The following is a 24,965-nucleotide window of genomic DNA, read 5'->3' on the forward strand; positions in this document are numbered from 1 at the left end:
ATTTCTCTTAAAGTCCAATATTAACACCAAAAACAAACATTTTTGAAGTTGGATAACCATCACCGCCTTCAGGATCGTAACCTTTGTATTTGGTTACGGTTAACAGGTTCCGGCCGGTAACATACACACGTAGATTGCTGATTTTTGCCTTTTTCATAAAATCCTGTGTGAAATTATAGGCAAGTGTTAAGGCCGACATCCTTAAATAAGATGAATTTTGTACGGCGTAATCTGTTTCACCAATACCATACCTGCCACTTCCGCTATAAGCTCTGGGGATGTTAGAACCGGTGTTGGTAGGTGTCCAGCGGTTAAGTTCGTCTTCATGACCCGAATATTCGCCCGTTCCGTTTAATAAACCTTCATAAAGTCCGCTGATGGCCTTACCGCCATAGCTGTAATTGAAAACCGCGTTCAGCGTGAGGTTTTTATAGGTTACATCGGTAAAGAAACCGCCGTAAAATTTAGGATCTTTTTTCCCCACTACAATACGGTCGGCATCATCTATCTTTTTATCGCCATTTACGTCAACAGGGATAATATCACCCGGATGAATGGTACGGCCACCGTAATCAATCCCCTGGATACGCGCCATATCGGATTGTTGTGCAATTTTTTCGAACTTATAGGTATAAATCGAATTGAGCGGCTGGTTAAGGAAGAAATTGCCTTCCCTTTGGATCTCCACTCCGGTAAATCCGCCATAATTATAAATGGCATCTACGTTACCATAAAGTTTGGTGATTTTGCTTTTATAGGCCGAAATATTGGCACCCAGGTTCCATTTTAAATCATCACCTTTCAGGATGACACCATTGATGTTAAAATCGAATCCTTTATTAAGCAATGAGCCTACATTAGCGATGGTATTGTTAAATCCGGATGTGGTGGATAGGGTTCTTCTCATCAACAAATCGTTGTTATGGATCAGAAAATAATCAGCATTAAAAGTTAGCCTGTTGTCTAAAATGGCGATATCCAGCCCCAGGTTGAGCTGTTTTTGCTTTTCCCAAACAAGATCCGGATTTCCTAAACGGCCGTCTGACACGTAAGTAACAGATCCATTGGTAAATACCGGACGATAAAGGGAACGGTAGGCAAAATCATCAATTTTCTGGTTTCCGGCGATACCATAACCTGCACGGATTTTAAGCATGTTGATTCCCTTGATATCCTTGAAAAAATCTTCGTTTGCAATATTCCATGCGAGTGAAAGTGATGGAAAAAGTCCCCATTTGTTGCCATTGCCAAATTTCGACGAACCATCGTACCTTCCGGTAAGGGTTGCAAAATATTTATTATCGTAGCTGTAATTAAACCTCGCCACGTAACTGATTAATGAGTTGGTTACAAAATCAGAAGATAACTGGAACTGATCTTTCAGGTAAGCCCCACCCAGGTATTTGTAAGAAAAATCGTCGGTAGCAAAGCCTGATGCATTTACCTGGTTATAATTGTAATTATTCTGGCTCAATCCAAAACTCAGGATCCCCGAAAAGCTGTTTTTACCAATGGTTTTATCGTAAGATATAGAATTATCCCATTGCCAGTTTACCCAGCTTTCTTTTTTCTGCGTAGCACTGCCGTTGGTCGAATTTCTAAGCGATTGGCCTAAACTTTTCGGAATGTAGTTGTAATAGTTCTGGTTCCTTACATCAAGGGCTATACTCGAGCGTATATTTAAACCCGGAATAAGGGTGGCCACTACGTAATTATTGGTTAACAAACGGTTTAAATTGCCTTTTCCATCAATATTTAAACTTCTGATGGGGTTATAAAGATCGGTGCTTTGAATCCCCTTCCAGCTTAAATAGGTAACCTGATCATTGATGGGCAAAAGCGGATTGGCATTGGCTGCAATACCAAATACACCACCATCGATGTAAGATTCTTCGGTACGCGAGAAATTGGTATTGGTACCGATTTTTAACCAGGGTTTTATTTTCTGATCGAGGTTGATCTGACCACCATAACGTTTATAGTTGGAGGTTTTTAACAAGCCCATTTGATCGGTGTAGTTAAAACTTACATATACGGCACCATCGGGACCACCTTTAGAAAATGTTGCGGTATGGTTTTGCTGTATAGCCGTGCGGGTAATTTCGTCGAGCCAGTTATACGATTGGCCGCTACGGTACACTGCCAGTTCATCCTGACTAAATGCAATTGAATTTGTGCCCAGCAACGAGTTGATATAAGTTTGGCGGTTTGCCGTTGGGTTATCATCCATGTATTTATTGGCATAGGCATCAATGCGTAAATCGCCAATTTGCTGGGCATTTAGGTATGGGATGTTTTTGTTGAACGACTGTACACCATACCAGCCATTGTATTCGATTTTGCCATCACCATTTTTGGCTCTTTTGGTGGTGATCAATACCACACCATTTGCTCCCCTCGAACCATATATTGCAGTTGCAGATGCATCCTTCAAAATGTCGATACTTGCAATGTCATCAGGGTTAATGGTATTAAAGGCTTCTTCGATTACCAAACCATCTACTACATAAATCGGGTTTGAGCCATATTGTATGGAGTTGTTTCCACGTACTTTAATGGATACCGCACCACCCGGCCTCGGATCATTACTCTGCACCAGCACGCCGGCAACCCGGCCTTGGATAGCCTGATTAATATTGGTTACAGGCATTTCTTTAATCACCTTTTCGCCAACACTACTCACCGAACCGGTTAAATCGCCCTTTTTAATGGTTGCACCCACTACGGTAACTTCCTGAAGCTCGCTTGTTGTGGATACCAGAACGATATTCATACCCACAGCCGCCGGTCGCTCAAGGCTACGATAACCAAGGGAAGAAAAAACAAGAACAGAGCCTGCCGGTACTTTTAAACTGAATTTTCCATCGGGATCGGTAGAGGTTGCGATAGCTGCTCCTTTTACCTTGACAGAAACGCCGGGGATGGACATTCCATCATCTTTACCCGTAACTTTTCCTGATGCGCTTATCAGCTCCTGAGCCGAAAGCACACTACCTTGCAACAACACAAAAAACATCAATAGCGATGCTATTTTGGGCAAGGATTTTACAATATAATTTAACATACGAAAGATATTTGATTAGTGCGGATAAACTTACGATGAAAATAAAAGCTGATAAATGGATGATCGTTACCAATACATGGACAATACTATCATATTAACATGGCAAACGATTAGCAAAATTTACAGGCTAATGGTAGAAGAACACCAAATTGATTCAGCATCTGGATGGCTATTTTTCAGGGCAAATTTTATTTCACCCGTCCAGAACCTTGAATAAATATTGGTAAAGTTCTACAGAGATAATTTCATACTATAATCGGTTAATATTTAACCAGAATTAATGAGTTTATCGTATTACTTTCGTAACAAATAAGTATTACTAATAATATTACTTTGTATATTTAAACCGATATTATATATCAGTGCTCAAAGCTAAAAATTTCCTGTTTTCAACAGTAAATTAAGCATAAGATTACCTACGCTAATCCCACAAAATTGTCCCGGTTACCCCAAATGCCGCATTAATAAGCGGCATGGGTTATTCATTGAAATATGTTTTTAATTAATCTTTTACTAAAACCATAACTATGAAAACAAATCAATTTTTTAAAAACCTGGCAAAAACTGTAGTGGTGATGATCATTATCGGCCTGGCAGCCTGTAAAAAAAACAATGAAAAAGAAGTAGTAAAAAACCAAAAGGAAAATCTGCAGCAAACCGTGATGCATGATTTTACCATTGACGGGAACAAAATGACTATTAAAGAAGAAAACGGCGAGTATTATTTCGCTGATGACATTATTCTTGGGGCTCAGCAGTTTAATTTATTAAAACGACTGAACAATAAAGAACTCAGTACACAGGAAAGGAGCTTATTTTTAAAAGATACTAAAAGATGGCCAAACGGTATTGTTTATTATAAGCTGAGTTTAGGCACATCAAATACATACGCTTTACAGGCCATGCAAAAAATATCAAGCGTTAGCCCTGTCCGTTTTGTAGAACGAACCAACCAGCCTAATTATATCGAAGTCATAAAATCAGATGGGAACAATTCTCCTTTAGGCATGCAGGGTGGAAGACAAGAATTACGGATGATAAACCATACCAATGCAGGCATCATTGCACACGAATTTATGCATGCACTTGGCGTACAACACGAACACCAGCGTCCTGACAGGGATAATTTTGTAAAAGTTTATCTTGAAAATGTTGATCCTAACTTCAGATACGCTTTCAATAAAGTTTCTTCAGTTACATCTAAAACGCTCGGTACAATGGATCTCGGATCGATTATGATGTATGGGTCAAAAGCCTTTTCAATTAATGGAAAAATGACTATCACGCTGTTAAATGGTTCTGGTTATACCGACCAGGTTAATAACCTATCAGCAAAAGATATAGCCGGCCTCGACGACATGTATTAAACTCTGACAAATATTCTGCAAAAGACTAAAGACAGTTTTAATGCTGTCTTTTGTCTTTTATTGATTTGATTTGGGTTTCAATACATGTTTTAGCGGATCGTTTGCTCTTCCTAATTACGTAAGCTGCTGATCGGCTAATACCTAAAGCATATCCTTTATTGCAATCCAATTTTCTTTTGAAAACCTTTTACCCTGTACCAGATGTAAATAGCCGTTAACAATACACATAAGCCCACACCGATTACAATCCCACCAAATTGCGGGGCAAAAATACCCAGCAATACAATTCCTGTTCCTACCACTACCATAGAAATGGCGATAACTTTTATCCCAAATACATTCTGCTTTTCTGCTGCAATATTCTTGTTTATTTCATTTTGCGTGTGCTGCTCAGTCGGAGCAAGCATAAAAGGTGCCCCGATTAAGTTTCGGCTGGTGTAATACAGTTCAAAAATGGCCAGTAAAAGTACTGGTAAACCTACACCTACTATGGTTTCGATGGTACGGTTAAATTTAAGATCGAAAGCAGCCGGGGTAATGGTTTTAAAAAACAGGCTCACTAAAAGTGATGTGGTAGAAATAAATACCAAAGAAAAAGAAGTTTGTCTTTTCGAAAACAACGACCAGATAATCGGTCCGAAAAGGGCACCACCTGCAATAGATGCGGTACTTAATACCACTTCTACCACCCCACCTGCTCTGGGGATTAATATGGCTACAATAATGGTGGCTGCACCAAATATGAGCGTAAATAACCTTGCCATAAAAATCATCTCCTTTTCGGAAGCTTTTTTCCTGATCAGGGCTTTATAAATATCGTTGGCAAAAACGGTTGCCACCAGATTGATGGTGGTATTTGCCTTACTTGATGTAGCCGAAATCATCCCCGCCAATACCAGACCTATTAAACCTGCCGGAAGTACCTTTTGACAAAGCATCATATAAGCACCTTCGGGCTCTAATCCCTGTAAATTTGGATTAATGATGCGGTAAATCATTGGGGGAATCATCCATATCACCGGACTTACAAAATATAAGATGGCAAATAGATAAGCTACTTTTTTAGATTCTTTTACGGTAGAAACGCTGGTGTAACGCTGCACGTAAGACCAGTTACCACCAATATAAAACAACTGATAAACAATAAAAGCCAGCATAAACTCAAAGGTATAATCGGCATTAAAGGGTTTAAAAAAATCTACAGGGGCTTTTGCGAATAGCTGCGAAGGTCCGCCAATTTCTTTAAAAGCAATCGGTATTACAATCAGTACCGAGGCCGTTAAAATCACAAACTGCACCACATCGGTAACCAAAACAGCCCATAAACCACCTGCAGCCGTATAAAGTACAATAATGAGCCCGATTACGATGATACAGGTATTTAAAGAAAAAGGTGTAGCCACGTGCACCATTTTACCTACCGGGTAAAGTACCGCAGCCGTTGCAAATAAACTTAACAATAAAATGAGGTAAGTATAAAATTGCTGCGTTTTAACACCAAAACGCGTACGCAGGTAATCAGCAGCCGTCATTGCACCGGTTTTCTTCCATTTCGCAGCAATAAACCTCGCCACCAATAAACCACTTATAGCCATGGTAAGCTGGATTACATTGGCTACCAAACCACTTTTGTAAGCGATTGATCCCCATACCACAAATGTACCTGCAGAAAAATAACTGATAAAAAGCGAAAGTCCGTTAATCCACCATGGAGTTGCACCGCCGGCTTCAAAAAATGCCTGTCCGCTTTTGCTTCCTACCCGCGTAAAAATCAGTCCGATTGAAAAAATGAGTACGGCAAAAATTGCCATTACGTAAAAATCTAAGGTTACCATAGTTTTTATTTTATGCGTAACACCTTACGCTGAACAATGCGGCCGGGGTTAATGCTGAGGGATGTTCTAAATTAATTTTTATCTGTTTGGTACGCACCGGAGAATCGAATCTGATCACATTCCGGGTTTGGTAGTTGCCATCCTTTTTATAAAGCAATTTACCATTTTCATCAGTGATGGTATAATTCTGTACACAAAATGGCATCCTGTTTTCGGGGTGCCCCATTAAAACGGATTCCATCGGATGATCGAAATCCGTATCAAAAGCAAGATTGATTTCGCTTATCTGCTGTTCGTTATCCCAATTGAGGGTAATTTCCGGTTTTGGATCATTATAGGCAGCCGCCCAGGCATTTGGGTTCAGAGTTGGCCGGTCTATACCATTTTTTAAGTTTTGCGCACCGTAAAATTCGAGTGCAGGTTCAAATGTCAATGCAATATTTAAGCCGGCCGGCCGGCGTTGCGGGCACCAGAACTCGAATTCTTCCACGCCAATATCTTCTGTTGGTGTTTGTTTTCCAAAATTAGAAACCGCTTTATTCACCAGATTAAAGGCGGATAACATCCCTGTGATACGCTGCTGGCTGAACTTTAATTTAACATCAGGATTTTTTTCAATGATCAAAAACAGGTAAGTCTCTTCCGTTGGGACAAAATCGAATAATAATGTCACATCATGCAATCCTTCGCCACGGCTAAAGGTTTTGGTTTCGATGGTAATATCGGGTGTATAATTACCTGATTTAATGCTTTTTCTGAGCTGAACGTTTAAAGTGGTTGGCTTTTTTACATTAACAGAAAAAGATATTTTCGGCATAATCCCAGCTTTCACGGGGATCAGCTGTGCAGAAGAAAGTGCCAGGTCTACATATTCCATTCCTTTATTCAATGCCTCTATTTTTAATTCGCTGCTCACCTGTAGGCTGGCTTTTTGCACGAGATCCTGCTGATCATTGAACTTAACACCCGGAATATACTGCCCGGAGCGGATCAATTCTTCCTGAAGAATGCCAATCTGATCATTTTTAATGATATCGGCAGGGAAAATACCTTTATCCTTACAGATTTTGGCCGCCAGTGCCACTGCTTGGGCTACATAAGCGCTGGTGGCCATTACACGTGTAGAGGCAAAAGCCACATGACTGGCGCTGATGATGCGACCGGCCAAAAACAGGTTTTTAATGTTTTTGCTGTAAAGTGTGCGGTAAGGAATCTGGTAGATGCCCTTGCTGTGCCATTGATTACATCCGGGTTTTTCGCTGAATACGCCATCGGCCGGATGGAGATCGATAGACCAGCCGCCATAAGCCACGGCATCAAAATGAGTACGTTGTTCTACAATATCTTTTTGACTGAGCATGTAGTCGCCCTCAAAACGCCTGCTTTCTCTTTTACCCGGGATGGTCCCCACCCACTCAAGGGTAAGATTTTCTGCATCGGGGAAGTTACCCGAGTTTTTAATGTAATCCCAGGTACCGTAAATCACCTTCCAGAGTTCCCATTTTATTTTTTCGGTATCGTGTACAGTATCCAGTCGGCCACCATATTCGAGCCACCAAAGCCTGCAGCCATATTCCTTTGTATTAAAGCTCCTGAAACGTGGTATTTCGGTAATGTCTTTTAAGGCAAATTCGGGTGCAGTGTATTTAACAGGCTTTCCGGTATCTTTAGAATAAAAATACATCGAATGCCCTAATAATTCGCCATATTCGGCTGTTGGGGCAAATTTTTCGTCAAATTCATCTTTACTTTCAGCACCCATCCTAAAGGCCGCACCTGCCAAAAAGCCCACGATCCCATCTCCCGAGCAATCGCAGAAAAGTGGCGCAGAGATATGATAATGCGTCGAATTCTGACTGCAGAAGCCTTCAATAGCCGAAATAATTTCGGAACCTGATTTTTCGAGTTCGTAAATGGCTGTATTTAGCAACAATGTGATATTTTCTTCTGCGGCCACTTTATCCAGCAGGATGCTGTCAAAAATTAATGGGTTGCCCTCGGGGTTACGGAACATATTTTCGACCAATAATTCATCTATTACCCCACCTTCGCGGCTCCAGCGGTTGTTGTTACCCAGGTGAGAGGTAGCGCCCAAAATCCATAAACGTACTTCGCTTGAGGAATTTCCGCCTAAAACCGGACGGTCCTGAACCAATACCACCTGTAGCCCTGCCCTGGCCGCTGTAATTGCAGCACAAACGCCAGATAATCCACCTCCCACAATTGCCAATCCGGTCTCTAAAAAGATTTTTTTGGGGGATCTTTTCTCGGAAAAACTTGTTTTTAACATGTTAAATTATTTAAAGTGAACCGTTTCCTGATAGATCACAAATTTATTAGGCGTTAAAACCTCTATTTTTGTAACATCGCCTGTAACTCCCTTAATTTCTACTACAGTGCTTTCTCCCGGTTTTAATGATGGGATTGATTGTAATCCCGATGCCGTTTTCAGGCTATAATTTTGAATATTCTGATATGGAAAATCGTTTTTATTGCTCACCTGTAATTTCAAAGTGCCATTATTACTTTCCAAAACTTTTACAGTAATTGGCGACATTTCTTTTTGATAGGTGAAATATCCCGGACGCGGCGAACGATCAGCCATAACAAGGCCCCAGGGCCTGTAACCATTTGGGTTAGTACCCACATGACGGCTTTGATAATCGTTATAACTCCACCAGGAAGCACCGATTACATAAGGCCTTTCGCGGATAATTTGCGCCACTTCTTCAATGTGTTTAACCTGCCCGGCTTCGGTTGCCTGATCGGCCCTAACACCCCACTCGGATATCAGTACAGGCTTATCAGGATATAAGCGGTGAATATTATCTAAAATTTTGGCATGGCCACCATAGGTGTTGGTTGATACAAAATCGCAATATTGCGAAGCTTCTGCCTCAGGAGTTTTAGGAAGGCTATTTAAAGTGAGTGTAGCAAAAGTAAAAAGCCTTGAAGGATCTTCTTTCCTGCCGAAATCGATCATATCTTTTGTCCAGCTTTGCCCTTCGGGCGTGCCCGATGCATACTCATTTCCAACGCTATAAGCAAAAACACTCGGATGGTTCCAATCGCGGTGCATCATCTCCAGAAGCTGATCTTTAAATTTAGAACGGAAAGTTTCATTTTTCATCTGGTTAGGCGTAAGCTGCCAGTTTCCGGCTTCAGTGATAATCAGCATGCCATATTTATCGGCCAGTTCATAAAAATATTCGCCAGGTGTATAATGGGTTAAACGCTGAAGGATCATACCTCCCTCTTTCATCAACCTGAAATCTTTTTCAACCACGCTATCGGGCTCTAAAGCCCCTAATCCAGGATAGTCGACAACTCGGTTTGCCCCTCCAAATTTTATCGGCTGTCCGTTTAGCAACAGCTGTGCTGCTTTAACCTCAATTTTCCTGATCCCAAAGTTGGACATAAGTGTATCTCCACCCAAAACAGCTTTTAACTGATAAAGATTGGGTTCATCAATGTTCCAGAGTTTTACCTGCTTTTGGCTGAGGTTTGCTTCGGCTTCGTAAATAACTGTTTGATCAGTAGTTTGGGTTTTTACAGTCTTCCATTTCAGCACAAGGTTTTTACCTTCAAAACCAGCTTCGAATTTAGGCGCAGTATTCTCCTTATTCAAAGGGTTTTCGACATAAGCGCGAACAAACAGTTTGGCCGTTCCTTTTTTAAGATCGGGAGTTGCTGTAATTTTTAAATTTTTAAGATAAACCTCAGGCTCTATGGTTAAATACACCGGGCGGTTTAATCCACCATAATTGATCCAGCCCATAAAAGGATCGTTCGCTTCGCCATAATCTTTTGAACCCGGTATAGTACCCTCTTTCCAGGTATTATTATCAACAGAAACCGCAATGGTATTTTCACCATCTTTCAAATCATCCGTAACATCAAAACTGAATGGCGTATATCCACCCTCATGCGTACCTATTTTTTTATCGTTTAAATACAGCGTGGTTAAATAATATGCGGCATCAAAGTGGAGAATAATCCTTTTATTTTGTGGCTTAGTGATGGTAAAAACACGTTTATACCAGGTATTACCGGTGTAAAACAGGTAACGTTTATCAACAGAAAAACAATGTGGAACGGTTACTTTGTCCCAATTTGCTTTAGTGGCCTGTTTATACCATCCGTTTTTTTCGCCAACATCACGTGGGTCCATGGCAAAACGCCATTCGCCATTCAACATGATGGCATCCTTATGCCTGATGGTAAACTGGGCAAATGAAAACTTGCTCAAAAGCAGACAAAAAACGAAGAGTTTTATTATGGGATATTTCATATCTTAATTTTATTTGGGACAATTTTATTTCCAGTCGGGGTTTTGTACAATTTTATTATTGGCATTAATTTCATCCTGTGGGATCGGAAAATACCTGTTTTTTGGTTGTATATTACGGGTTGGGTAAACATCGTTAACGGCAGTAGGGATTACCTGCATAAACGTATTGGTTCGGGTAAGGTCGTACCAGCGGTCGCCTTCGCCAAAAAATTCCCAGCTCCGTTCCTGTAATACGGCAGCAATAAACTGATCTTTGGTTAAGCCAGGAATCACGGGATCAACATTGGATCTTTGGTGAACTTTATTCAGGTAGAGATAAGCATCAACATTAACGCCATTTGCCCTTGCTTCGGCCTCTGCTGCAATTAAATATACATCGGCAAATCTTAAAATAGGCACATTAACGGCCTGATTGGCGCCAATAGAATTGGGATCCATATATTTTTTGATCAGCACCCCTTTTGTGGTAATTGGAGTAATGTCTTTTTGAGCCACAGTGGTACCCGATTTGGTAACGTAAGAGGTAGCCAGCAACAAACGGCGTTTATCTGCGGGGCTGAAAGAATCGTAGAAAGCCTGATAGGCAAATATCGACCCGAAAGTGGTGGTGCCATAAACCGGACTATCACTGTTTTTAGGTCCGTATAGGCTCATCAATTGTGAACTCCGGCCCGGATTTGTACTTTCGCACTCATAAGCCCACATATTTTCTGTCCTCGAAGCATCTTCTTTTGCAACATTGTATAAATCAACAGGTTCGGTTAATAAGGTAAATTTATTAGATGCAATAACCAGTTTGGCTTTTTCCAATGCCAAAGGCCAGTTTTCGGCGTACAGGGCAGCTTTTGCATATAGTCCTAAAGCAATTTCTTTTGATGTTCTTCCTTTTACCAGCGTTGGGCTGTGGGCAGGTAATTTTGCAACTGCAACATCAAGATCGGCAAAAATCTGCTTATATACGTTTGCTTTCGGGCTTACTACCTGCAAAGCGGCATCTATATTATCACTTGGAACTGTTTTTATGATCACATCGCCAAAGTTTTTGGTCAGTGTGAAATGATAAAATGCCCTTAAAAAATAAGCTTCGCCCAAAATGGCATCTTTTGTAGCAGCTGCCATATTAATATCTGGTACTTTTGAAATCACCCAGTTCGATTTTTCAATACCCGAATAACAGGCCACCCAAATTTGCTGTGGCGATTCGTTTGTTCTCGAAAAACTCTTTTGAGTGGTGTAATTGGGATCGTAATTAAAAAGTGTCATCGTATTTCTGCCCACGGCCTGCCTAGGATAACTTTGATCGGCACTCCAATCAGAAACGCAGGTTCCGGCAGTGTAATAAAGATCGGCAAGCGGACCATAAGCCGCTGTTAAAGCAGCATTGGCATCTGCCTCGGTTTTATAAAACTGACCTGTAGAAATGGCCGAATAAGGTTCTTCGGTAAGTTTGGTGCAGGATGTTATGGTGATTACCATACTTAGCGATAAGATAAGTGTGGCGGATTTAATTAAATTCTTTTTCATATCAATTATTTTAGAAATAAGTAATGATTTCATAACTACAGGCCTATTTGTAAACCGATCAGGTAAGTTTTGGCAAGCGGATATACCAGGTTATCTACCCCGATCAATGTATTGGAACCTCCAAAGGTATTTACCTCAGGATCGTAGCCAGAATAATTGGTAATGGTTACTAAATTATTGGCACTGATATATAAGCGGGCATTTTTAAGTGCTTTTATATTTTTGAAAGTATAACCTAAACTGATGTTTTTTAAACGGATAAACGAACCATCTTCTACAAAACGATCGCTGATGGGCAAACGGCCACCCTGCAAACCGTTTGCAAAATCGTTGGTTGGGTTGCTTGGCGACCAGCGGTTGGTCACACCGGCCAATGTGTTTCTGCCACCCAGCGGCGTTTCGAAAACATAACGGCTTAAATTATAAATCTGGTTGCCCTGTACACCTGAAACAAACAGGCTAAAATCGAAGTTTTTGTAGCTCAGGTTTGTAGAAACACCAAAAATGTAATCTGGATTGGCGTTTCCAGTGATTTTCTGGTCGGCAGCTGTAATCAGTCCATCACCATTAAGATCGGCCACTTTAGGACCACCTACCCTGCCATCTGATCCCGGAAGAATGGTTTCTCCGGTTTGGTATATCCCGTTATATACATAGGTTTTGAAAACACCCAATGGCTGCCCAACGCTTAATACCGCATACGGACTCAACACAAATTCTTTTACATCGCCTTCTAAACTGAGTAGTTTGTTCCGGTTGATGGAAAAATTGGCATTCAGGTCCCATTTTAATTCTCCATCTAATATTTTGGTATTTACCGCAAATTCGAGTCCTTTGTTTACCATACTGGCAAAGTTTCCGGTAATTGAAGAATATCCTGATGAAAACGGCAATGCTTTTATGAAAAGGATATCTTTTGTTTTCTTGTTATAGGCATCAACTACAAAGTTTAACCTGCCTTTAAGGAATGAAAAATCAAGCCCGATATTGGCCTGTGTAGATTTTTCCCATCTCAGGTCGGCATTTGGAATACCTGAAGGACTAATGCCAACAGTATAGGTATGTTCAAACTCATAATCACTTCCCGATGTTAAAGTTGCCAGCGATTTATAAGGATCAATTGCCGCAGCATTACCGGTAATACCATAACTGGCCCTTAATTTCAGATCGCTGAACAAGGTACTGTTCTGCATAAAATCTTCTTTAATAATACGCCATGCACCAGATACTGCCGGGAAAAAGCCCCATTTTTTATTCTGGCCAAATTTCGAGTTACCATCATACCTTGCGGTAACATCGAAGAAATATTTATCCGCAAAGCTGTAATTGATACGGCCCATCACTGATTCTAAGGCTTCTCTTGTTCTGTTGCTTGAAACAGCTCTGTTAATGGCAAGCTGAACTGCCTCGTTTTTAGTTACATCGTTCGGGAAACCATTGGCATTAATATCATTAAAGTTGTAAAAGTTAGCCTGTGTAGCGTATACCCCGGTAAATTTTAAACTATGTTGTCCGAAAGATTTAATATAAGTTAAAATGCTCTCGTGCAGTAAAGCAGTTGAGTTGGAATTGCTTTTGTAGGCAGAACCCGAGGTTGCATTCCTTTCTAAAGCACCGAGGATGTAAATGGGTGAATACCTGTCACCTAATGTACCGGCCAGATCGGCATTAAAAGTAGCCCGATAGGTTAAACCGTCTACAATTTTAGCCTCGGCATACATATTTGCCAGTGTGCGTTTGGTTTGTTGCTGGTTAAATACCTCTGTTAAACCCAAAGGATTTGTTACTTCGCGGTACCTGCCGTTAAACTGATCACTTAAAGGAAAAATGCTGCCATCGGCCCTGTACGGCTTTAAAGTTGGCGGCGCCCCCAATGCAGCACCTACAACCGAAGTAGTAGTGGCAGCACCATCTAATGATTGTGAAGCAGTCGAAATCCCGCTATTGATGGTATAACTACTCAGGATGGTGGCACCGAATTTAAACCTGTCGTTAATAATATTATCTAAAGTAGCCCTAAGCGAATATCTTTTAAAATTAGAATTGATGATAATACCATCCTGGTTGAAATAATTGGCCGATACAGAGAATCTCGTTTTATCAGATCCGCCTGCTGCCGAAACCATGTAATTCTGGATTTTTGCACTGCGGTAAATTTCATCCTGCCAGTTGGTACCTTCCCCTTCGTTTTCAGGATTGGCATAAATGGTGGTTTTATAGATCTCATTTTCAAGCTGTGCAAATTGCGTTGCATTTAAAACCGGAATGGTTTTCGTAATTTTCTGTACCCCAACATAACTTTCAGCCTGGATGCTGGTTGCACCCAATTTACCACGCTTGGTAGTGATTAAAACGACACCATTAGCACCTCTGGCCCCATAAATAGCCGTAGCGGATGCATCTTTTAAAATTTCTACCGACTCTACATCCGATGGATTGATGGTGGATAATGGGCTTGGTGTATTGGCACCACTTTCATTCGATATCTGTATCCCATCAATTACATACAAAGGTTCTGATGATCCGTTAATAGAATTGGTTCCCCTTACCCTAACACTGATGTTACCACCCGGAGCTGCATTGTTCTGTGTAACCTGCAAACCAGAAACTCTTGACTGCAGGCCCTGCGCAATGTTTACCACCGGTGTTTTAACCAGGTCTTCAGATTTAACTGAGGCAATAGACCCTGTATTGGCAATTTTTTTCTGCGAACCGTAACCTACAATTACCACCTCATCCAGCCGTTTATCTTCCTCGGCCATTACCACATCAATTGTGGTTTTGTTGCCAACATTAATTTCCTGTTTAGTATAACCGATAAAAGAAAAAACAAGTACGCTTGCATTTGATGGTACTTTAATGGTAAAGCTACCTGTATTGGCCGTTAGCGTTACGGTTGTTGTTCCTTTAACCGCAACACTCACCCCTGGAACAGGCTGGCCTTTTGTATCTTTAACGGTACCGTTGATGGTTACATCGGTTTGGGCAAAAACACTTAACTGCATTAAAGTCAAAATCAGACCAATTGTATACCTTAGTTTTAGGCATTTCCGGAGAACAGTAGTATTTGCCTTTTTCGGATCGAAAACAGTTTCCTTGTTTTCAGGAGAACTGTTCCCCCTAAAAAACAGATCGTAAAATCTTGTCATAATTATTTGGTTTATTTTGGTTAGCGCCGTATTAATCCTTTCGGATGTAAATCGACAGACAATTATAATGTCAATTCTTAAATCCCTTATTATAAAAAGCAGATATAATAAATTGGGAGCGTTCCCAATTTTGGGAATGCTCCCAAACTGCGTATATTTAAGTATGAAAAAGCATCAGGTAACGATAATCGATATCGCAAAAGCATTAAACATTTCAAAATCAACGGTTTCCAGAGCCCTAACCGGTCATCCAAATGTACAGCCCCATACCAGGGAAAGGATTCTGGAAATGGCAGATGCCATGGAATATGAAAAGAACATGTTTTCGGTAAGCCTGATTAAACGAGCCAGTAAAACCCTTGGAATTATTGTTCCGGAGTTTTCACGCTCCTTTTTTCCACAGGTAATTATCGGTGCACAGCAAAGGGCCAAAGAAGCGGGTTACAACCTGATCATCAGCCAGTCTGATGAAAGTTACGAAACAGAAGTGGCTAATACAAAGGTAATGCTGTCTCATCAGGTAGATGGCGTGCTGATCTCTATGACAAAAGAAACCAATAATTACGAACATTTTAAAACCTTTCAGAGAAAAGGCATCCCCATTGTGTTTTTTAACAGGATTTGCGATGAGATGATTGTACCAAAGGTTATTGTTGATGATTATGAAGGGGCATGCTCGGCGGTTGAACACCTCATCAAACAGGGGAAAAAACGCATTGCCCATTTATCCGGTCCTGAAACCCTGAGTATCTGTAAACAAAGGAAAGCCGGATATTTAAATACTTTAAAAAAATATGGTATTCCGGTAAACGATGACCTGATTATACATTATGATTTATCGATAAATAAGGTAAAAATATACATTAACTATTTTCTGAACCTTAACCCCAGGCCAGATGCTATTTTTGCAATAAATGACCCCACTGCAATTGAAGCCATACAGCTGATTAAAGAAGCGGGTTTAAAAATCCCACAGGATATTGCCATTGTTGGTTTTAGTAACGATTTTGCTTCTTCACTGGTAGAACCCTCACTTACAACGGTTGAACAGCCTATAGCAGAAATAGGAAGGGTAGCAACCCAATTGTTGTTGGATCAGCTTGATCGGGAGGTAGCCGACTGGAAAGCCCAAACCGTGATGCTCAAAACGAATCTTATTGTTAGAAATTCGAGTTGATCGACACGTTTATAAAACTGAATTTGGTTATTAATTTTGGTTTAAATAGTCTACTATAGATATTGTTAACGCACAGTTGTCACCCTGCCCCGATGAATACTACCGTGTAGACACACAAAGTTTTCTCCGCTCCTATGCCGCGGGGGCATGGTACTTTGGAGCGCCAAAGTACCCAAAACGCTTCGTCAATCCAGCAATGTGCTTCACACAAGGCCCATTCACATCAAAAAAACAGCAGCACTTTGTTTTGTACAGCAAGTCTTGAGTAAGTAAAGTGGTTCCAAGAGCTGCACAAAACCACTGCGTTTTAGGTTTGATGGTGCTAATTGTTCTATTTTGCAACTGTTTTTTTGATTCCCTGCACTTGGGATTGACGGGCGTACTTAGGTAAAACCTGATTGTTTTTCAAAGCAAGCTGGCATGATGCCTTAAAAATATGTGTCCGGGCAATAGGATGAATCGGAATAGCATGAAAATCGCCTTAGGAAAAAGAGCCTAAAAACCAATCAAAATATATAAATATTAATCGAACTCAGGTTATAAGCAATTAACCCCGGTTCTGATCTAAAACATCAAAACCAGGGTCAACTTCGGTCACAAAACTTAATTTTTTATATTTTATACTACAGAATCTTATTTAAATCCCTGAATTTACCTTCTCTCATTAAAAACCTGAAATTCGGCAATGGAGGGTGTTTCTTTGGCATGGGCAATGCGGATACGGACCTTACTCGCCCAAACGCGATCGAAACGGTGGATTTTAATGCGGTCTTCATTTTTGCCCTCAAAAGTTTTTTTCCATTCCACCCCGTTCCAGTATTCGAGTGCATAGGTATCGATATTTGCTTTCTGCTCGGCCACTACAATGGTATTAATGGCTTTTTCATTCTTAAAATCGACCTCGTACCATGGATTTTCGACCGCACTGTTCGATTCCCATGACGTTCTGTAACTGTCGTCATTGGCAAAATCCATAATGTTCATATCATTGCTCCAGCTCGAATTAGCGGCCTGGTTCTTGGCCAGGTTACTCGAAATAATCGGCAAACCCAACGGTGGAAGCGGCCTGGTTGCTCCTTCGTTTTTCCATAATTGTCCAACTTCTTTTAAAGCGGCAATGGCATTATCATCGATTAAACCATCACGGTTTGGGGCTACGTTGAGGATGAAATTACAACTGGCTTCGTTTAAGGGTTTAATTAAATCGTTCACAATTTCCTGTGGCTTTCTAACCGGCACGGTTGGGAAATCCGTTTTCCAGAACCATGAAGTATTAATTGGCAAACAGGCCAAAGTTGGCATCAGCTTACTTTCTTTTGGCATGCGCTGCCCTGCGCCCATTTCGTAAGTTTTAATATCAGTATAATAAAGACCTTCGGAAGGGTATTTTGCACCATTTAAATCCATCACCAAACAATCGGGCTGCAAACTTTTAATCAGGGTATAAATATCTTCGAAAGGTACGTCATCGTAAGAAATCCTCGACCATGGCGCATCCCATCCATCAATAATCAGCGCTTCAATTTTACCGTATTTGGTTAACAGTTCGGTAAGCTGCTGTTTGATCATATCGATATGTTTTGGCGTAATCTGGTTAGGCCTAAGTTTGTGGTGGGTATCCAAAATGGAATAATAAAGCATCACTTTTAAACCGTTCGCCCGGAAAGCATCGGTAAACTGCTTCACCACATCTTTGCCATACGGACTGTTCATTACGTTATAATCGGTGCTTTTGGTATCCCAGATGCAAAAACCGCTATGGTGTTTGGTAGTTAGACAGCCATAACTCATATTGGCCGATTTTGCAGCCTTAGCCCACTGATTGGCATCTAGTTTTTTAGGGTTAAACAATTTTGGCGAAGCCTCAGGATCGGGCCAATCGGCATTGGCATAAGTTGGGATATTGTAATGGATAAACATTCCGAAACGCAGATCAACAAACTGCTGTTGAAGGGCGTTTAATTTTTTGGCGGCATCTGTAGTATTTTGCGCCATCACTCCGATTGAAAGCAATGAAAAAAATACTACTAAAACGTTTTTCTTAAAGAATAAAAACTTCATTTAGTGTGGTTATTGTTATGGTTTATTGAAAAGGTTTCAGAGGGAATTAGCGGGTTGCCGGGCAAATGAGTTTATCCCTGGGCAGCATTGAGGTAATGGAAAAAACAATTATTTTATTCTTCTTTTATTTTATTCCAGATATCCTGGTAAAGTGCTTCATGCCTCCTGAATTGCAGGTGCACATACGGACAAAGCGGTATTACTTTCAACTTATTTTCGCGCACATAATTCACCATGGCATCGAGCAGGATTTTGGCATAACCTAGTCCTTCTTTTTCCGGCGATACTTCGGTATGGTAAACCGTAAGGTCGTTTCCCTGGATATCGAATACCATTTCGCCAACTTTTCCGTCTTCATCGTACAGATCGAAAGCACTTGGTTCATTTTGCTGGATATTGATTTTAACTTCTGCCATAGTGGTTAATAATTTTAGGGCAATTTAGCAAGAATTAAGGTTTTTGTATGGAAGATATGCGGGTAGATTTTATCGTAACAAAAAAGTGGCTTCATCCCGCAGATAACGCGAAAAGCCTGCAGATTTTAGCAGATCATTTTATTTTGCCATGGAGGCAGATTTACAACGGAATATGTTAACGCAACACGTCATCACCAACGCAACCCCTCCTCTTGACCGAAGCATCGCGAAGTGGAGAGATCTATCTCGAAAAACATCTGATTAGTTCCATAATTAATTTAGCCACGGAGGCACGGATTTACACTGAGCTACGCTAACACACGCCCATTATCGCGAGAAAACCCAAAGTCAATTCTTCATCCAAATATAGTACAATTGCTATTAGCCATTCTCCAACAGTTACCCACTTGAGCGTAGTCGAAGGGTAAACAGTTAAGCAATTAACCAATGAACAGTTTTCAGTTGGCAATTTACAGTTAAGAATTTATCAATACTACAATTAACCAATCCACAAATGACCAATGAACAGTTTTCAGTTGGCAATTTGCAGTTAACAATTTATCAATACTACAATTAACCTATCCACAAATGACCAATGAACAATTTCCAGTTGGCAATTTGCAGTTAACCGATTTAAACAATTAACCGATTAACCAATAAGCCAATAAGCCAATCACCTGATATCCTTATTGATCTGATTGAGCAGGTAACCTTTCAGGTCCGAATCGTTTTCCCAGTACATTACCCCGCCCATCTGGTTTTTCTTTACGTACTTACACTTTTCCGTTACCGATTTCTCATCGTCGAAAGTCATAAATTCTTTAGTTTCATTATTGAAAATATAAGATGCCTTTGCCGATTTATCTACATAATGTTTAAAGCCTTTTTTGTTGATCAGACTATCGCGGATAAAGGTATAACCTTTGCCATAACCCTGTGATTGAACACTATCTGCAATTCCATTATGCGCAGCATCTTTTAATTTAATCATCCTGCCATAAAACGCAATGCCCATTACCAGTTTATTGGCAGGTACACCAGCTTTAACAAAAGCCTTAAAAACGGCATCGCCACTGTTGCCTTTGTATTGATCAGAATCATAAAGATTGGTATGGTGCACAGCCACGCCATTACCAGGATAAAAATCGTAGGTCATCAGGTTCACAAAATCGAGATAACGCTGCACTTTATCCATTTCGGTATGGTTGATGTAATTGTTAAAACCTCCAACGGCAATCGTTAAAAGCTTTTTCGATCCGGTTTCGCTTTCGAGTTTATTCAACTCATCGCGTAATGACGCCATCATCAGGGTAAAGTTCTTTTTATCTTCGGGGCGGTAAACATTTCCTTGTTCGCCCGGAATACCGGGATATTCCCAGTCTACATCTACTCCATCAAGCTTAAATTTCCGAGCAATATCTACTGCGCTTGTAGCAAAAGCTGCTCTCGCTGTATCGGTAAGCGCAGCATCAGAGAAATTCTCACTCCAGGCCCATCCACCGATGGAAATTAAAATCTTCAACTTTGGATTTTGAGCTTTTAGAGCGACTAAATTTCTTAGATTTACGGTATCAGTAGCCGGCCTGTTGATGAAAGCGCGGTTATCTTTCACGTTAATAAATGCATAATTGATATGCGTGAGTTTTTTAGGCGCAATAAGCGAAACATCAACCAGGCCGCGGTAACCTCCCACATAGCCGATAATTACCTTTTCGCTTTCATTCTTTGATGCGGCCATGATTAAAAATGCAATGATAAACACGGGAAAAACGGCCAAAAACTTTAAATTTCTTTTCATTTTATAGATTTTAATGGCTTTTTAATGCTTTTTACCCGTTCCCAACCACAAAAGTGCGTTGATCAGCAATTTATCCTGATCGGGGTTGCCGAATGAAGAGGAAAGCGATTTATTGGTATTGTCGTATTTATGTTCGTAATCCATGTCGTTGTGCCCCATGTTTACATAAACCATTTTAAACTTTTTGTTGCTCCATACCACCGGATAAAAGCCACTGCGCCAGATTTCATGTTGTTTCGGACCTGTGCCCAGGGGAAAACTTGCAGAATCGATCGATAAAAGGATATCGATATCCGGGTTATTGCGCAGGTCGTTTTTCCAGCGGTACCATTCATTTGGCTGTGCCTTAAATGTTTCCGGAAGATTTGCTGTAGCGGGATGTTTTGCTTCTTTTCTTAAAATGGCACTGGTTGGCCTCCAGGTATTGCTTCCATATTCGCCGGAGCCCAGAAAAGTGTTGTGGTACCAATCCCAGTTTTGCGGAACCGCCGAGTTATTTAAGCCAAATGCAGCAAAATGAAATCCCATCCATCCGCCTCCATTTTCCATATATTTCTGGAATGCTTCGCGCTGCGCTTTCTTTTCAGGGCGGGTATCCAAAAAGAGGACTACCTGATAGTTAGCAAGGAATTTTTCGTTCAGGTTTTCCCAGTTGGAGGTAGAATCGTATTCAAAATTGTATTCTTTAGCCATTTTCGGGAACCAAACATTGGCTTCGTGCACAAAACTGATGTGCGCCAGGTCGCTTTTGGCGGTATAAAAGGCAATTACCTTGAATTTCTTTTTCGCTGATGCCATCAGGCTTTTCGAATAAAACAGCACTGACAAAAAGCAAAGGAAAAGTAAATATATTTTTTTCATAACCATAACTATCGGATAATCTGATGGTGCCAATATCGCTATTTTTGAAACACAAGTGCCCAAATAGGTGCCTGTATATACCACTACAAATGCACTTCATTATGATTTTAAGGATGTAATCTGCCTTTATAAAGCAATCTTTTAAATAAGAATTGTGATAAAATTGAAAATGCGATAAATTAGCCCTGGTCAAATGCTGTTTTGACCAACAGCAAACTTTTCAATATCAGATACGATGCCCAACAATAAAGTATTTCCGCTTAACCTGCTTTTTCTTGGTTTTTTATTCAGTTCTTTGGCTTCCTTCGGGCAGATTGTGTTAAAGGACAAGAAATCGCGTGTAGAAACCAAAATATTTTCACAAACTGATTCTACCCCATTAAAACTGGATATTTATTATCAGGGTGAGATAACAGAGAAAAAACATACTTTGCTGTTTGTTTTTGGTGGTGGTTTTGTGCTGGGCCGCAGAGACAGCAAGTTGTATGAGCCTTACTTTAATAGGTTGATCGAACATGGCTTTAAAGTAGTTTCAGTAGATTACAGGTTAGGGCTTAAAGGCAAAAAGTTCCCTACCCCGTTCAATACTTCTAATTTACGGTCGGCCATTGATACCGCAACTGCAGATGTTTATAAAGCAACCGCTTATATTATCAAAAATGCAAAGGCTTTGGGTATTGATACTGGTATGGTGATCATCTCCGGATCGAGCGCGGGAGCGATTACGGCGTTACATGCAGATTATAATAAAAGAAACGCTACTCCGCTGGCAGCTAACCTTCCGCTTAATTTTCAATATAAAGGTGTAATTTCTTTTGCTGGGGCAATTTTAAGCTATCAAGGCGCTCCAAAATATGCGATGGCACCTGCACCAACCATGTTTTTTCATGGCACGGCCGACAAACTGGTTCCATACAACAAAGTGAGGTTATTTAACCGCGGTTTTTTTGGATCTAAATACCTGGCTCACCGTTTCAGAAAAAATAATTATCCTTATTATTTTCAATACGTACAGGATATGGGTCACGAAATAGCCGGTTCGCCAATGACCGAAAACCTGCCCGATATTTTATGGTTTATCGAAAATTATGTAGTTAAACACAAGCGTTATTTTATGGATGTGGATTTTAAAGATGCCGACAAAAAACGTACTTTCAATTTGTCTGCTGCTAAAAAAGTAATCGGGAATTAAAAGATCAATTGTCGCTACCACCTTGTTCGCTGAGGATGCGCTCAATTTCGAGCATCATCTGTTCGGCTAAACGCTGCTTGGCCAAAGATTTCGACAGGTAAGCATCTGCAAAAGTAGCCTCCAGTTCGTCCATAATGAAGGCATATTTAGCCTTGAGTTCTATGAGATCGATCTGAAGCTTCTTCGAAAGGTTTTGCATAGCACAAAGCTAAAAAAAGCAGATCGTTATTTACTGGTCTGATCTGTCATTTTTCTCTTTTTTAAAAAATATCAGGCAATTTGGTAAAACGTTAAAACAATCCCGTCCTTACAACGTTTATATTATAATTCCGGCGTGGTTTCCGGAATTCATTTGTTTGGTTAGTTGAATAGGGATCGATCTCAAATTGAATCCCTTTTCTTTTTTGGATTAAAATCAGGCGCGGAAAACACAGATTAACACGGAGTACTAACGCTGTCCGTCATCTCAACCATAGTGGAGAGATCTATCTGAAGAGATATTATTCAGTGCCAAATATATTTCTAATCTGCGTTCTTATCTTTTTAGATCTGCGGGAACATTTTTCACTCTATTTCCCACTCATGTAGCATAAAAGAACACCGATTTAAAGACATATTAGGTGAACTTAGGTGACTAAGATGGTCTTAAAAAATAAAAACTATGCTGTTTTAATTGACCACCTAAGACACCTGAGAACATCTAAGCTGCAGGTTTATCTCCCTAATATTTGGGACTCGTACTTCAGTCAAATGACAACTTTATTTAGCCATTATAAGCCACAGCAAACTGCGCCGCAAAATCTTTTAACTTGATTTTACCTACAGGAACAATGCCTTTCGCTTCGAAATCTTCCCACAATATTTCACTTCTGATGGCTGTCCCCATTTCTATATAATTTTTGGCCATTTCTGCTGGCAAACCTGCACCAACCATACCTTCGTAAGCCTGCGTATCATCAAATTCAACCCATGGCAAACCGGCTTTGCCTATTGCCGAACCTAAAGCAGCAGCTACTTCGCTCAATTTGGGCTTATCGCTGGCAATATAAAGGATACTTTTTCCTTCAAAGCCCTCTTCTACCTTGGCAGCGGCTACCGCGGCAATATCGGTTGGATGAACGAGTACAATCGATTGATCGGCACCATAATTAGATCCGATAATACCTGCATGTTTAATCAGATCGATGTTTGCATAAAAGTTGTTGTAAAAAAACGCCGGACGAAGGCTTAACAGATCAATACCCTCTACCTGGTTAAAAATTTGTTCTACAGCATGTAAACCTGCAATGGGGCCGGTACCTTTTTCTAAATGAGCGCCTATACTGCTTAATAAAATCACTTTTTTAATGCCCGAAGCTTTTACTGCATTGGCATAATGCTGCCCTACATTTTTAATGTGCCCGGGTAGGTCATCGGCACCAAAGTGAGGTGGAACCATCAGGTAAACTAAATCTGCACCGGCAAAAGTTTTAGTCAGAAAACTTTCGTCCGTTACCGAACCAATGGCCGCCTGCGCACCAAGCTGATTTATTTCTGCTGTTCTATCTGCATTACTACTTACTACAGTTACGTTATGGCCTTGTGCAATTAATTGAGTTGCTAATGGTTTGCTGATATTCCCTAAGGAACCTGTTATGATTATTTTCATGATTGTTATGTTTTTATTTAAAGCAAAGTTATATTTGTACTTACTTTTATACAAGTACTTACCCCAAAGTATGTATCATGACAGCCATTAAAGAAAATTCGACCTTAAACGAAAACAGGAAAAGCAGCCAGGCCAGTTGCCCGGTAAGTTTTGTGATGAATAAAATAGGCGGCCACTGGAAACCCATTATTCTTTATCACCTTTTGAGCGGTACAAAAAGGTACAGTGAACTTAAAAAGCTTATACCGGCCATTACAGAAAAAATGCTCATTCAGCACCTTAAACAGATGCAGGAAGATAACCTGGTGATCCGTGAAGCACAAAATGTAGTTCCTCCGCATGTAACCTACAGCCTGAGTAAAGAAGGCGAACAGTTAAGAATCGTGCTTGATGCAATGGTGGAATGGGCTTTTGCGCAGGATTTTAAAATAGATGAAAATTAAAAGCTTTCTACCTCATTATTAACCCCCTACATTAAATCCGAAAAATCAACAAAACAATCCATTAAAACTTCCGTTTATAATGACGAACCCGGGGTGGTTTCCGGGATTCATTTGTTTGGTTAGTTGATTAGGGATCAAT

The 24,965-nt window shown here is 40.5% G+C and carries 16 protein-coding genes; 4 read left to right on the forward strand and 12 right to left on the reverse strand.

What is annotated here, in order from left to right; all coding sequences use genetic code 11:
• Positions 1 to 7: 7 nt before the first annotated feature.
• Positions 8 to 3,064 (reverse strand): SusC/RagA family TonB-linked outer membrane protein, encoded by a 3,057-nt coding sequence (locus tag DRW42_RS01040; RefSeq protein WP_113946969.1) that lies wholly within the window; start codon positions 3,062 to 3,064, stop codon positions 8 to 10.
• Positions 3,065 to 3,591: 527 nt separating this feature from the next.
• On the opposite strand from DRW42_RS01040, the gene DRW42_RS01045 reads away from it, so the two are divergent.
• Complete coding sequence (locus tag DRW42_RS01045; protein ID WP_113946970.1) at positions 3,592 to 4,431, forward strand: M12 family metallopeptidase; 840 nt, start codon at positions 3,592 to 3,594, stop codon at positions 4,429 to 4,431.
• A 155-nt stretch (positions 4,432 to 4,586) separates the two neighbouring features.
• Here DRW42_RS01045 and DRW42_RS01050 read toward each other — a convergent pair whose 3' ends face one another.
• The 5 genes from DRW42_RS01050 to DRW42_RS01070 are packed head-to-tail and all read right to left on the reverse strand — an operon-like array spanning position 4,587 to position 15,230.
• A complete protein-coding gene (locus DRW42_RS01050) occupies positions 4,587 to 6,266 on the reverse strand; it encodes a sodium:solute symporter family protein (RefSeq protein ID WP_167437778.1) in 1,680 nt (559 codons plus the stop codon).
• Between the two features lie 10 nt (positions 6,267 to 6,276).
• Positions 6,277 to 8,556 carry an FAD-dependent oxidoreductase gene (locus DRW42_RS01055; RefSeq protein WP_113946971.1) on the reverse strand — a complete coding sequence of 760 codons (2,280 nt, stop codon included), beginning with the start codon at positions 8,554 to 8,556 and terminating at the stop codon, positions 6,277 to 6,279.
• A 6-nt stretch (positions 8,557 to 8,562) separates the two neighbouring features.
• Positions 8,563 to 10,557: a glycoside hydrolase family 2 protein gene (locus DRW42_RS01060; RefSeq protein WP_113946972.1), complete on the reverse strand. Its 1,995-nt coding sequence runs from the start codon at positions 10,555 to 10,557 to the stop codon at positions 8,563 to 8,565.
• Between the two features lie 24 nt (positions 10,558 to 10,581).
• Positions 10,582 to 12,081 (reverse strand): RagB/SusD family nutrient uptake outer membrane protein, encoded by a 1,500-nt coding sequence (locus tag DRW42_RS01065; RefSeq protein ID WP_113947181.1) that lies wholly within the window; start codon positions 12,079 to 12,081, stop codon positions 10,582 to 10,584.
• A 35-nt stretch (positions 12,082 to 12,116) separates the two neighbouring features.
• The gene (locus tag DRW42_RS01070) at positions 12,117 to 15,230 is read right to left on the reverse strand and encodes a SusC/RagA family TonB-linked outer membrane protein (protein ID WP_244215161.1); all 3,114 of its coding nucleotides are present in this window, start codon (positions 15,228 to 15,230) and stop codon (positions 12,117 to 12,119) included.
• 163 nt (positions 15,231 to 15,393) lie between these two features.
• On the opposite strand from DRW42_RS01070, the gene DRW42_RS01075 reads away from it, so the two are divergent.
• The gene (locus DRW42_RS01075; protein ID WP_113946973.1) at positions 15,394 to 16,407 is read left to right on the forward strand and encodes a LacI family DNA-binding transcriptional regulator; all 1,014 of its coding nucleotides are present in this window, start codon (positions 15,394 to 15,396) and stop codon (positions 16,405 to 16,407) included.
• Between the two features lie 651 nt (positions 16,408 to 17,058).
• Here DRW42_RS01075 and DRW42_RS01080 read toward each other — a convergent pair.
• From DRW42_RS01080 to DRW42_RS01095, 4 genes are all read right to left on the reverse strand, one after another.
• Positions 17,059 to 18,468, reverse strand: coding sequence for an alpha-L-fucosidase (locus DRW42_RS01080; RefSeq protein WP_113946974.1), 1,410 nt, complete (start codon positions 18,466 to 18,468; stop codon positions 17,059 to 17,061).
• Between the two features lie 113 nt (positions 18,469 to 18,581).
• Positions 18,582 to 18,884 carry a GNAT family N-acetyltransferase gene (locus tag DRW42_RS01085; RefSeq protein WP_113946975.1) on the reverse strand — a complete coding sequence of 101 codons (303 nt, stop codon included), beginning with the start codon at positions 18,882 to 18,884 and terminating at the stop codon, positions 18,582 to 18,584.
• Positions 18,885 to 19,557: 673 nt separating this feature from the next.
• Positions 19,558 to 20,682 (reverse strand): glycoside hydrolase family 18 protein, encoded by a 1,125-nt coding sequence (locus tag DRW42_RS01090; protein WP_113946976.1) that lies wholly within the window; start codon positions 20,680 to 20,682, stop codon positions 19,558 to 19,560.
• A 21-nt stretch (positions 20,683 to 20,703) separates the two neighbouring features.
• Complete coding sequence (locus tag DRW42_RS01095) at positions 20,704 to 21,543, reverse strand: ThuA domain-containing protein (RefSeq protein ID WP_113947183.1); 840 nt, start codon at positions 21,541 to 21,543, stop codon at positions 20,704 to 20,706.
• A 235-nt stretch (positions 21,544 to 21,778) separates the two neighbouring features.
• On the opposite strand from DRW42_RS01095, the gene DRW42_RS01100 reads away from it, so the two are divergent.
• Positions 21,779 to 22,735, forward strand: a complete 957-nt coding sequence (locus DRW42_RS01100) for an alpha/beta hydrolase (RefSeq protein ID WP_113946977.1) — start codon at positions 21,779 to 21,781, stop codon at positions 22,733 to 22,735.
• A 4-nt stretch (positions 22,736 to 22,739) separates the two neighbouring features.
• Here DRW42_RS01100 and DRW42_RS01105 read toward each other — a convergent pair whose 3' ends face one another.
• Positions 22,740 to 22,934, reverse strand: a complete 195-nt coding sequence (locus DRW42_RS01105) for a hypothetical protein (RefSeq protein WP_113946978.1) — start codon at positions 22,932 to 22,934, stop codon at positions 22,740 to 22,742.
• 564 nt (positions 22,935 to 23,498) lie between these two features.
• Entirely contained in the window at positions 23,499 to 24,383 is an 885-nt protein-coding gene (locus tag DRW42_RS01110) for an NAD(P)H-binding protein (protein WP_113946979.1), read from the reverse strand.
• A gap of 77 nt (positions 24,384 to 24,460) precedes the next feature.
• On the opposite strand from DRW42_RS01110, the gene DRW42_RS01115 reads away from it, so the two are divergent.
• Positions 24,461 to 24,826, forward strand: a complete 366-nt coding sequence (locus tag DRW42_RS01115; protein WP_113946980.1) for a winged helix-turn-helix transcriptional regulator — start codon at positions 24,461 to 24,463, stop codon at positions 24,824 to 24,826.
• The last annotated feature ends 139 nt before the right edge of the window (positions 24,827 to 24,965 follow it).

This window comes from Pedobacter miscanthi (assembly GCF_003315595.1).
GTDB classification, from domain to species: domain Bacteria; phylum Bacteroidota; class Bacteroidia; order Sphingobacteriales; family Sphingobacteriaceae; genus Pedobacter; species Pedobacter miscanthi.

What these genes read in the sequence shown, in the direction of transcription:
- DRW42_RS01040 (WP_113946969.1), bottom strand. Translation starts at nt 3,064, where the DNA reads ATGTTAAATTATATTGTAAAATCCTTGCCCAAAATAGCATCGCTATTG.
- DRW42_RS01045 (WP_113946970.1), top strand. Translation starts at nt 3,592, where the DNA reads ATGAAAACAAATCAATTTTTTAAAAACCTGGCAAAAACTGTAGTGGTG.
- DRW42_RS01050 (WP_167437778.1), bottom strand. Translation starts at nt 6,266, where the DNA reads ATGGTAACCTTAGATTTTTACGTAATGGCAATTTTTGCCGTACTCATT.
- DRW42_RS01055 (WP_113946971.1), bottom strand. Translation starts at nt 8,556, where the DNA reads ATGTTAAAAACAAGTTTTTCCGAGAAAAGATCCCCCAAAAAAATCTTT.
- DRW42_RS01060 (WP_113946972.1), bottom strand. Translation starts at nt 10,557, where the DNA reads ATGAAATATCCCATAATAAAACTCTTCGTTTTTTGTCTGCTTTTGAGC.
- DRW42_RS01065 (WP_113947181.1), bottom strand. Translation starts at nt 12,081, where the DNA reads ATGAAAAAGAATTTAATTAAATCCGCCACACTTATCTTATCGCTAAGT.
- DRW42_RS01070 (WP_244215161.1), bottom strand. Translation starts at nt 15,230, where the DNA reads ATGACAAGATTTTACGATCTGTTTTTTAGGGGGAACAGTTCTCCTGAA.
- DRW42_RS01075 (WP_113946973.1), top strand. Translation starts at nt 15,394, where the DNA reads ATGAAAAAGCATCAGGTAACGATAATCGATATCGCAAAAGCATTAAAC.
- DRW42_RS01080 (WP_113946974.1), bottom strand. Translation starts at nt 18,468, where the DNA reads ATGAAGTTTTTATTCTTTAAGAAAAACGTTTTAGTAGTATTTTTTTCA.
- DRW42_RS01085 (WP_113946975.1), bottom strand. Translation starts at nt 18,884, where the DNA reads ATGGCAGAAGTTAAAATCAATATCCAGCAAAATGAACCAAGTGCTTTC.
- DRW42_RS01090 (WP_113946976.1), bottom strand. Translation starts at nt 20,682, where the DNA reads ATGAAAAGAAATTTAAAGTTTTTGGCCGTTTTTCCCGTGTTTATCATT.
- DRW42_RS01095 (WP_113947183.1), bottom strand. Translation starts at nt 21,543, where the DNA reads ATGAAAAAAATATATTTACTTTTCCTTTGCTTTTTGTCAGTGCTGTTT.
- DRW42_RS01100 (WP_113946977.1), top strand. Translation starts at nt 21,779, where the DNA reads ATGCCCAACAATAAAGTATTTCCGCTTAACCTGCTTTTTCTTGGTTTT.
- DRW42_RS01105 (WP_113946978.1), bottom strand. Translation starts at nt 22,934, where the DNA reads ATGCAAAACCTTTCGAAGAAGCTTCAGATCGATCTCATAGAACTCAAG.
- DRW42_RS01110 (WP_113946979.1), bottom strand. Translation starts at nt 24,383, where the DNA reads ATGAAAATAATCATAACAGGTTCCTTAGGGAATATCAGCAAACCATTA.
- DRW42_RS01115 (WP_113946980.1), top strand. Translation starts at nt 24,461, where the DNA reads ATGACAGCCATTAAAGAAAATTCGACCTTAAACGAAAACAGGAAAAGC.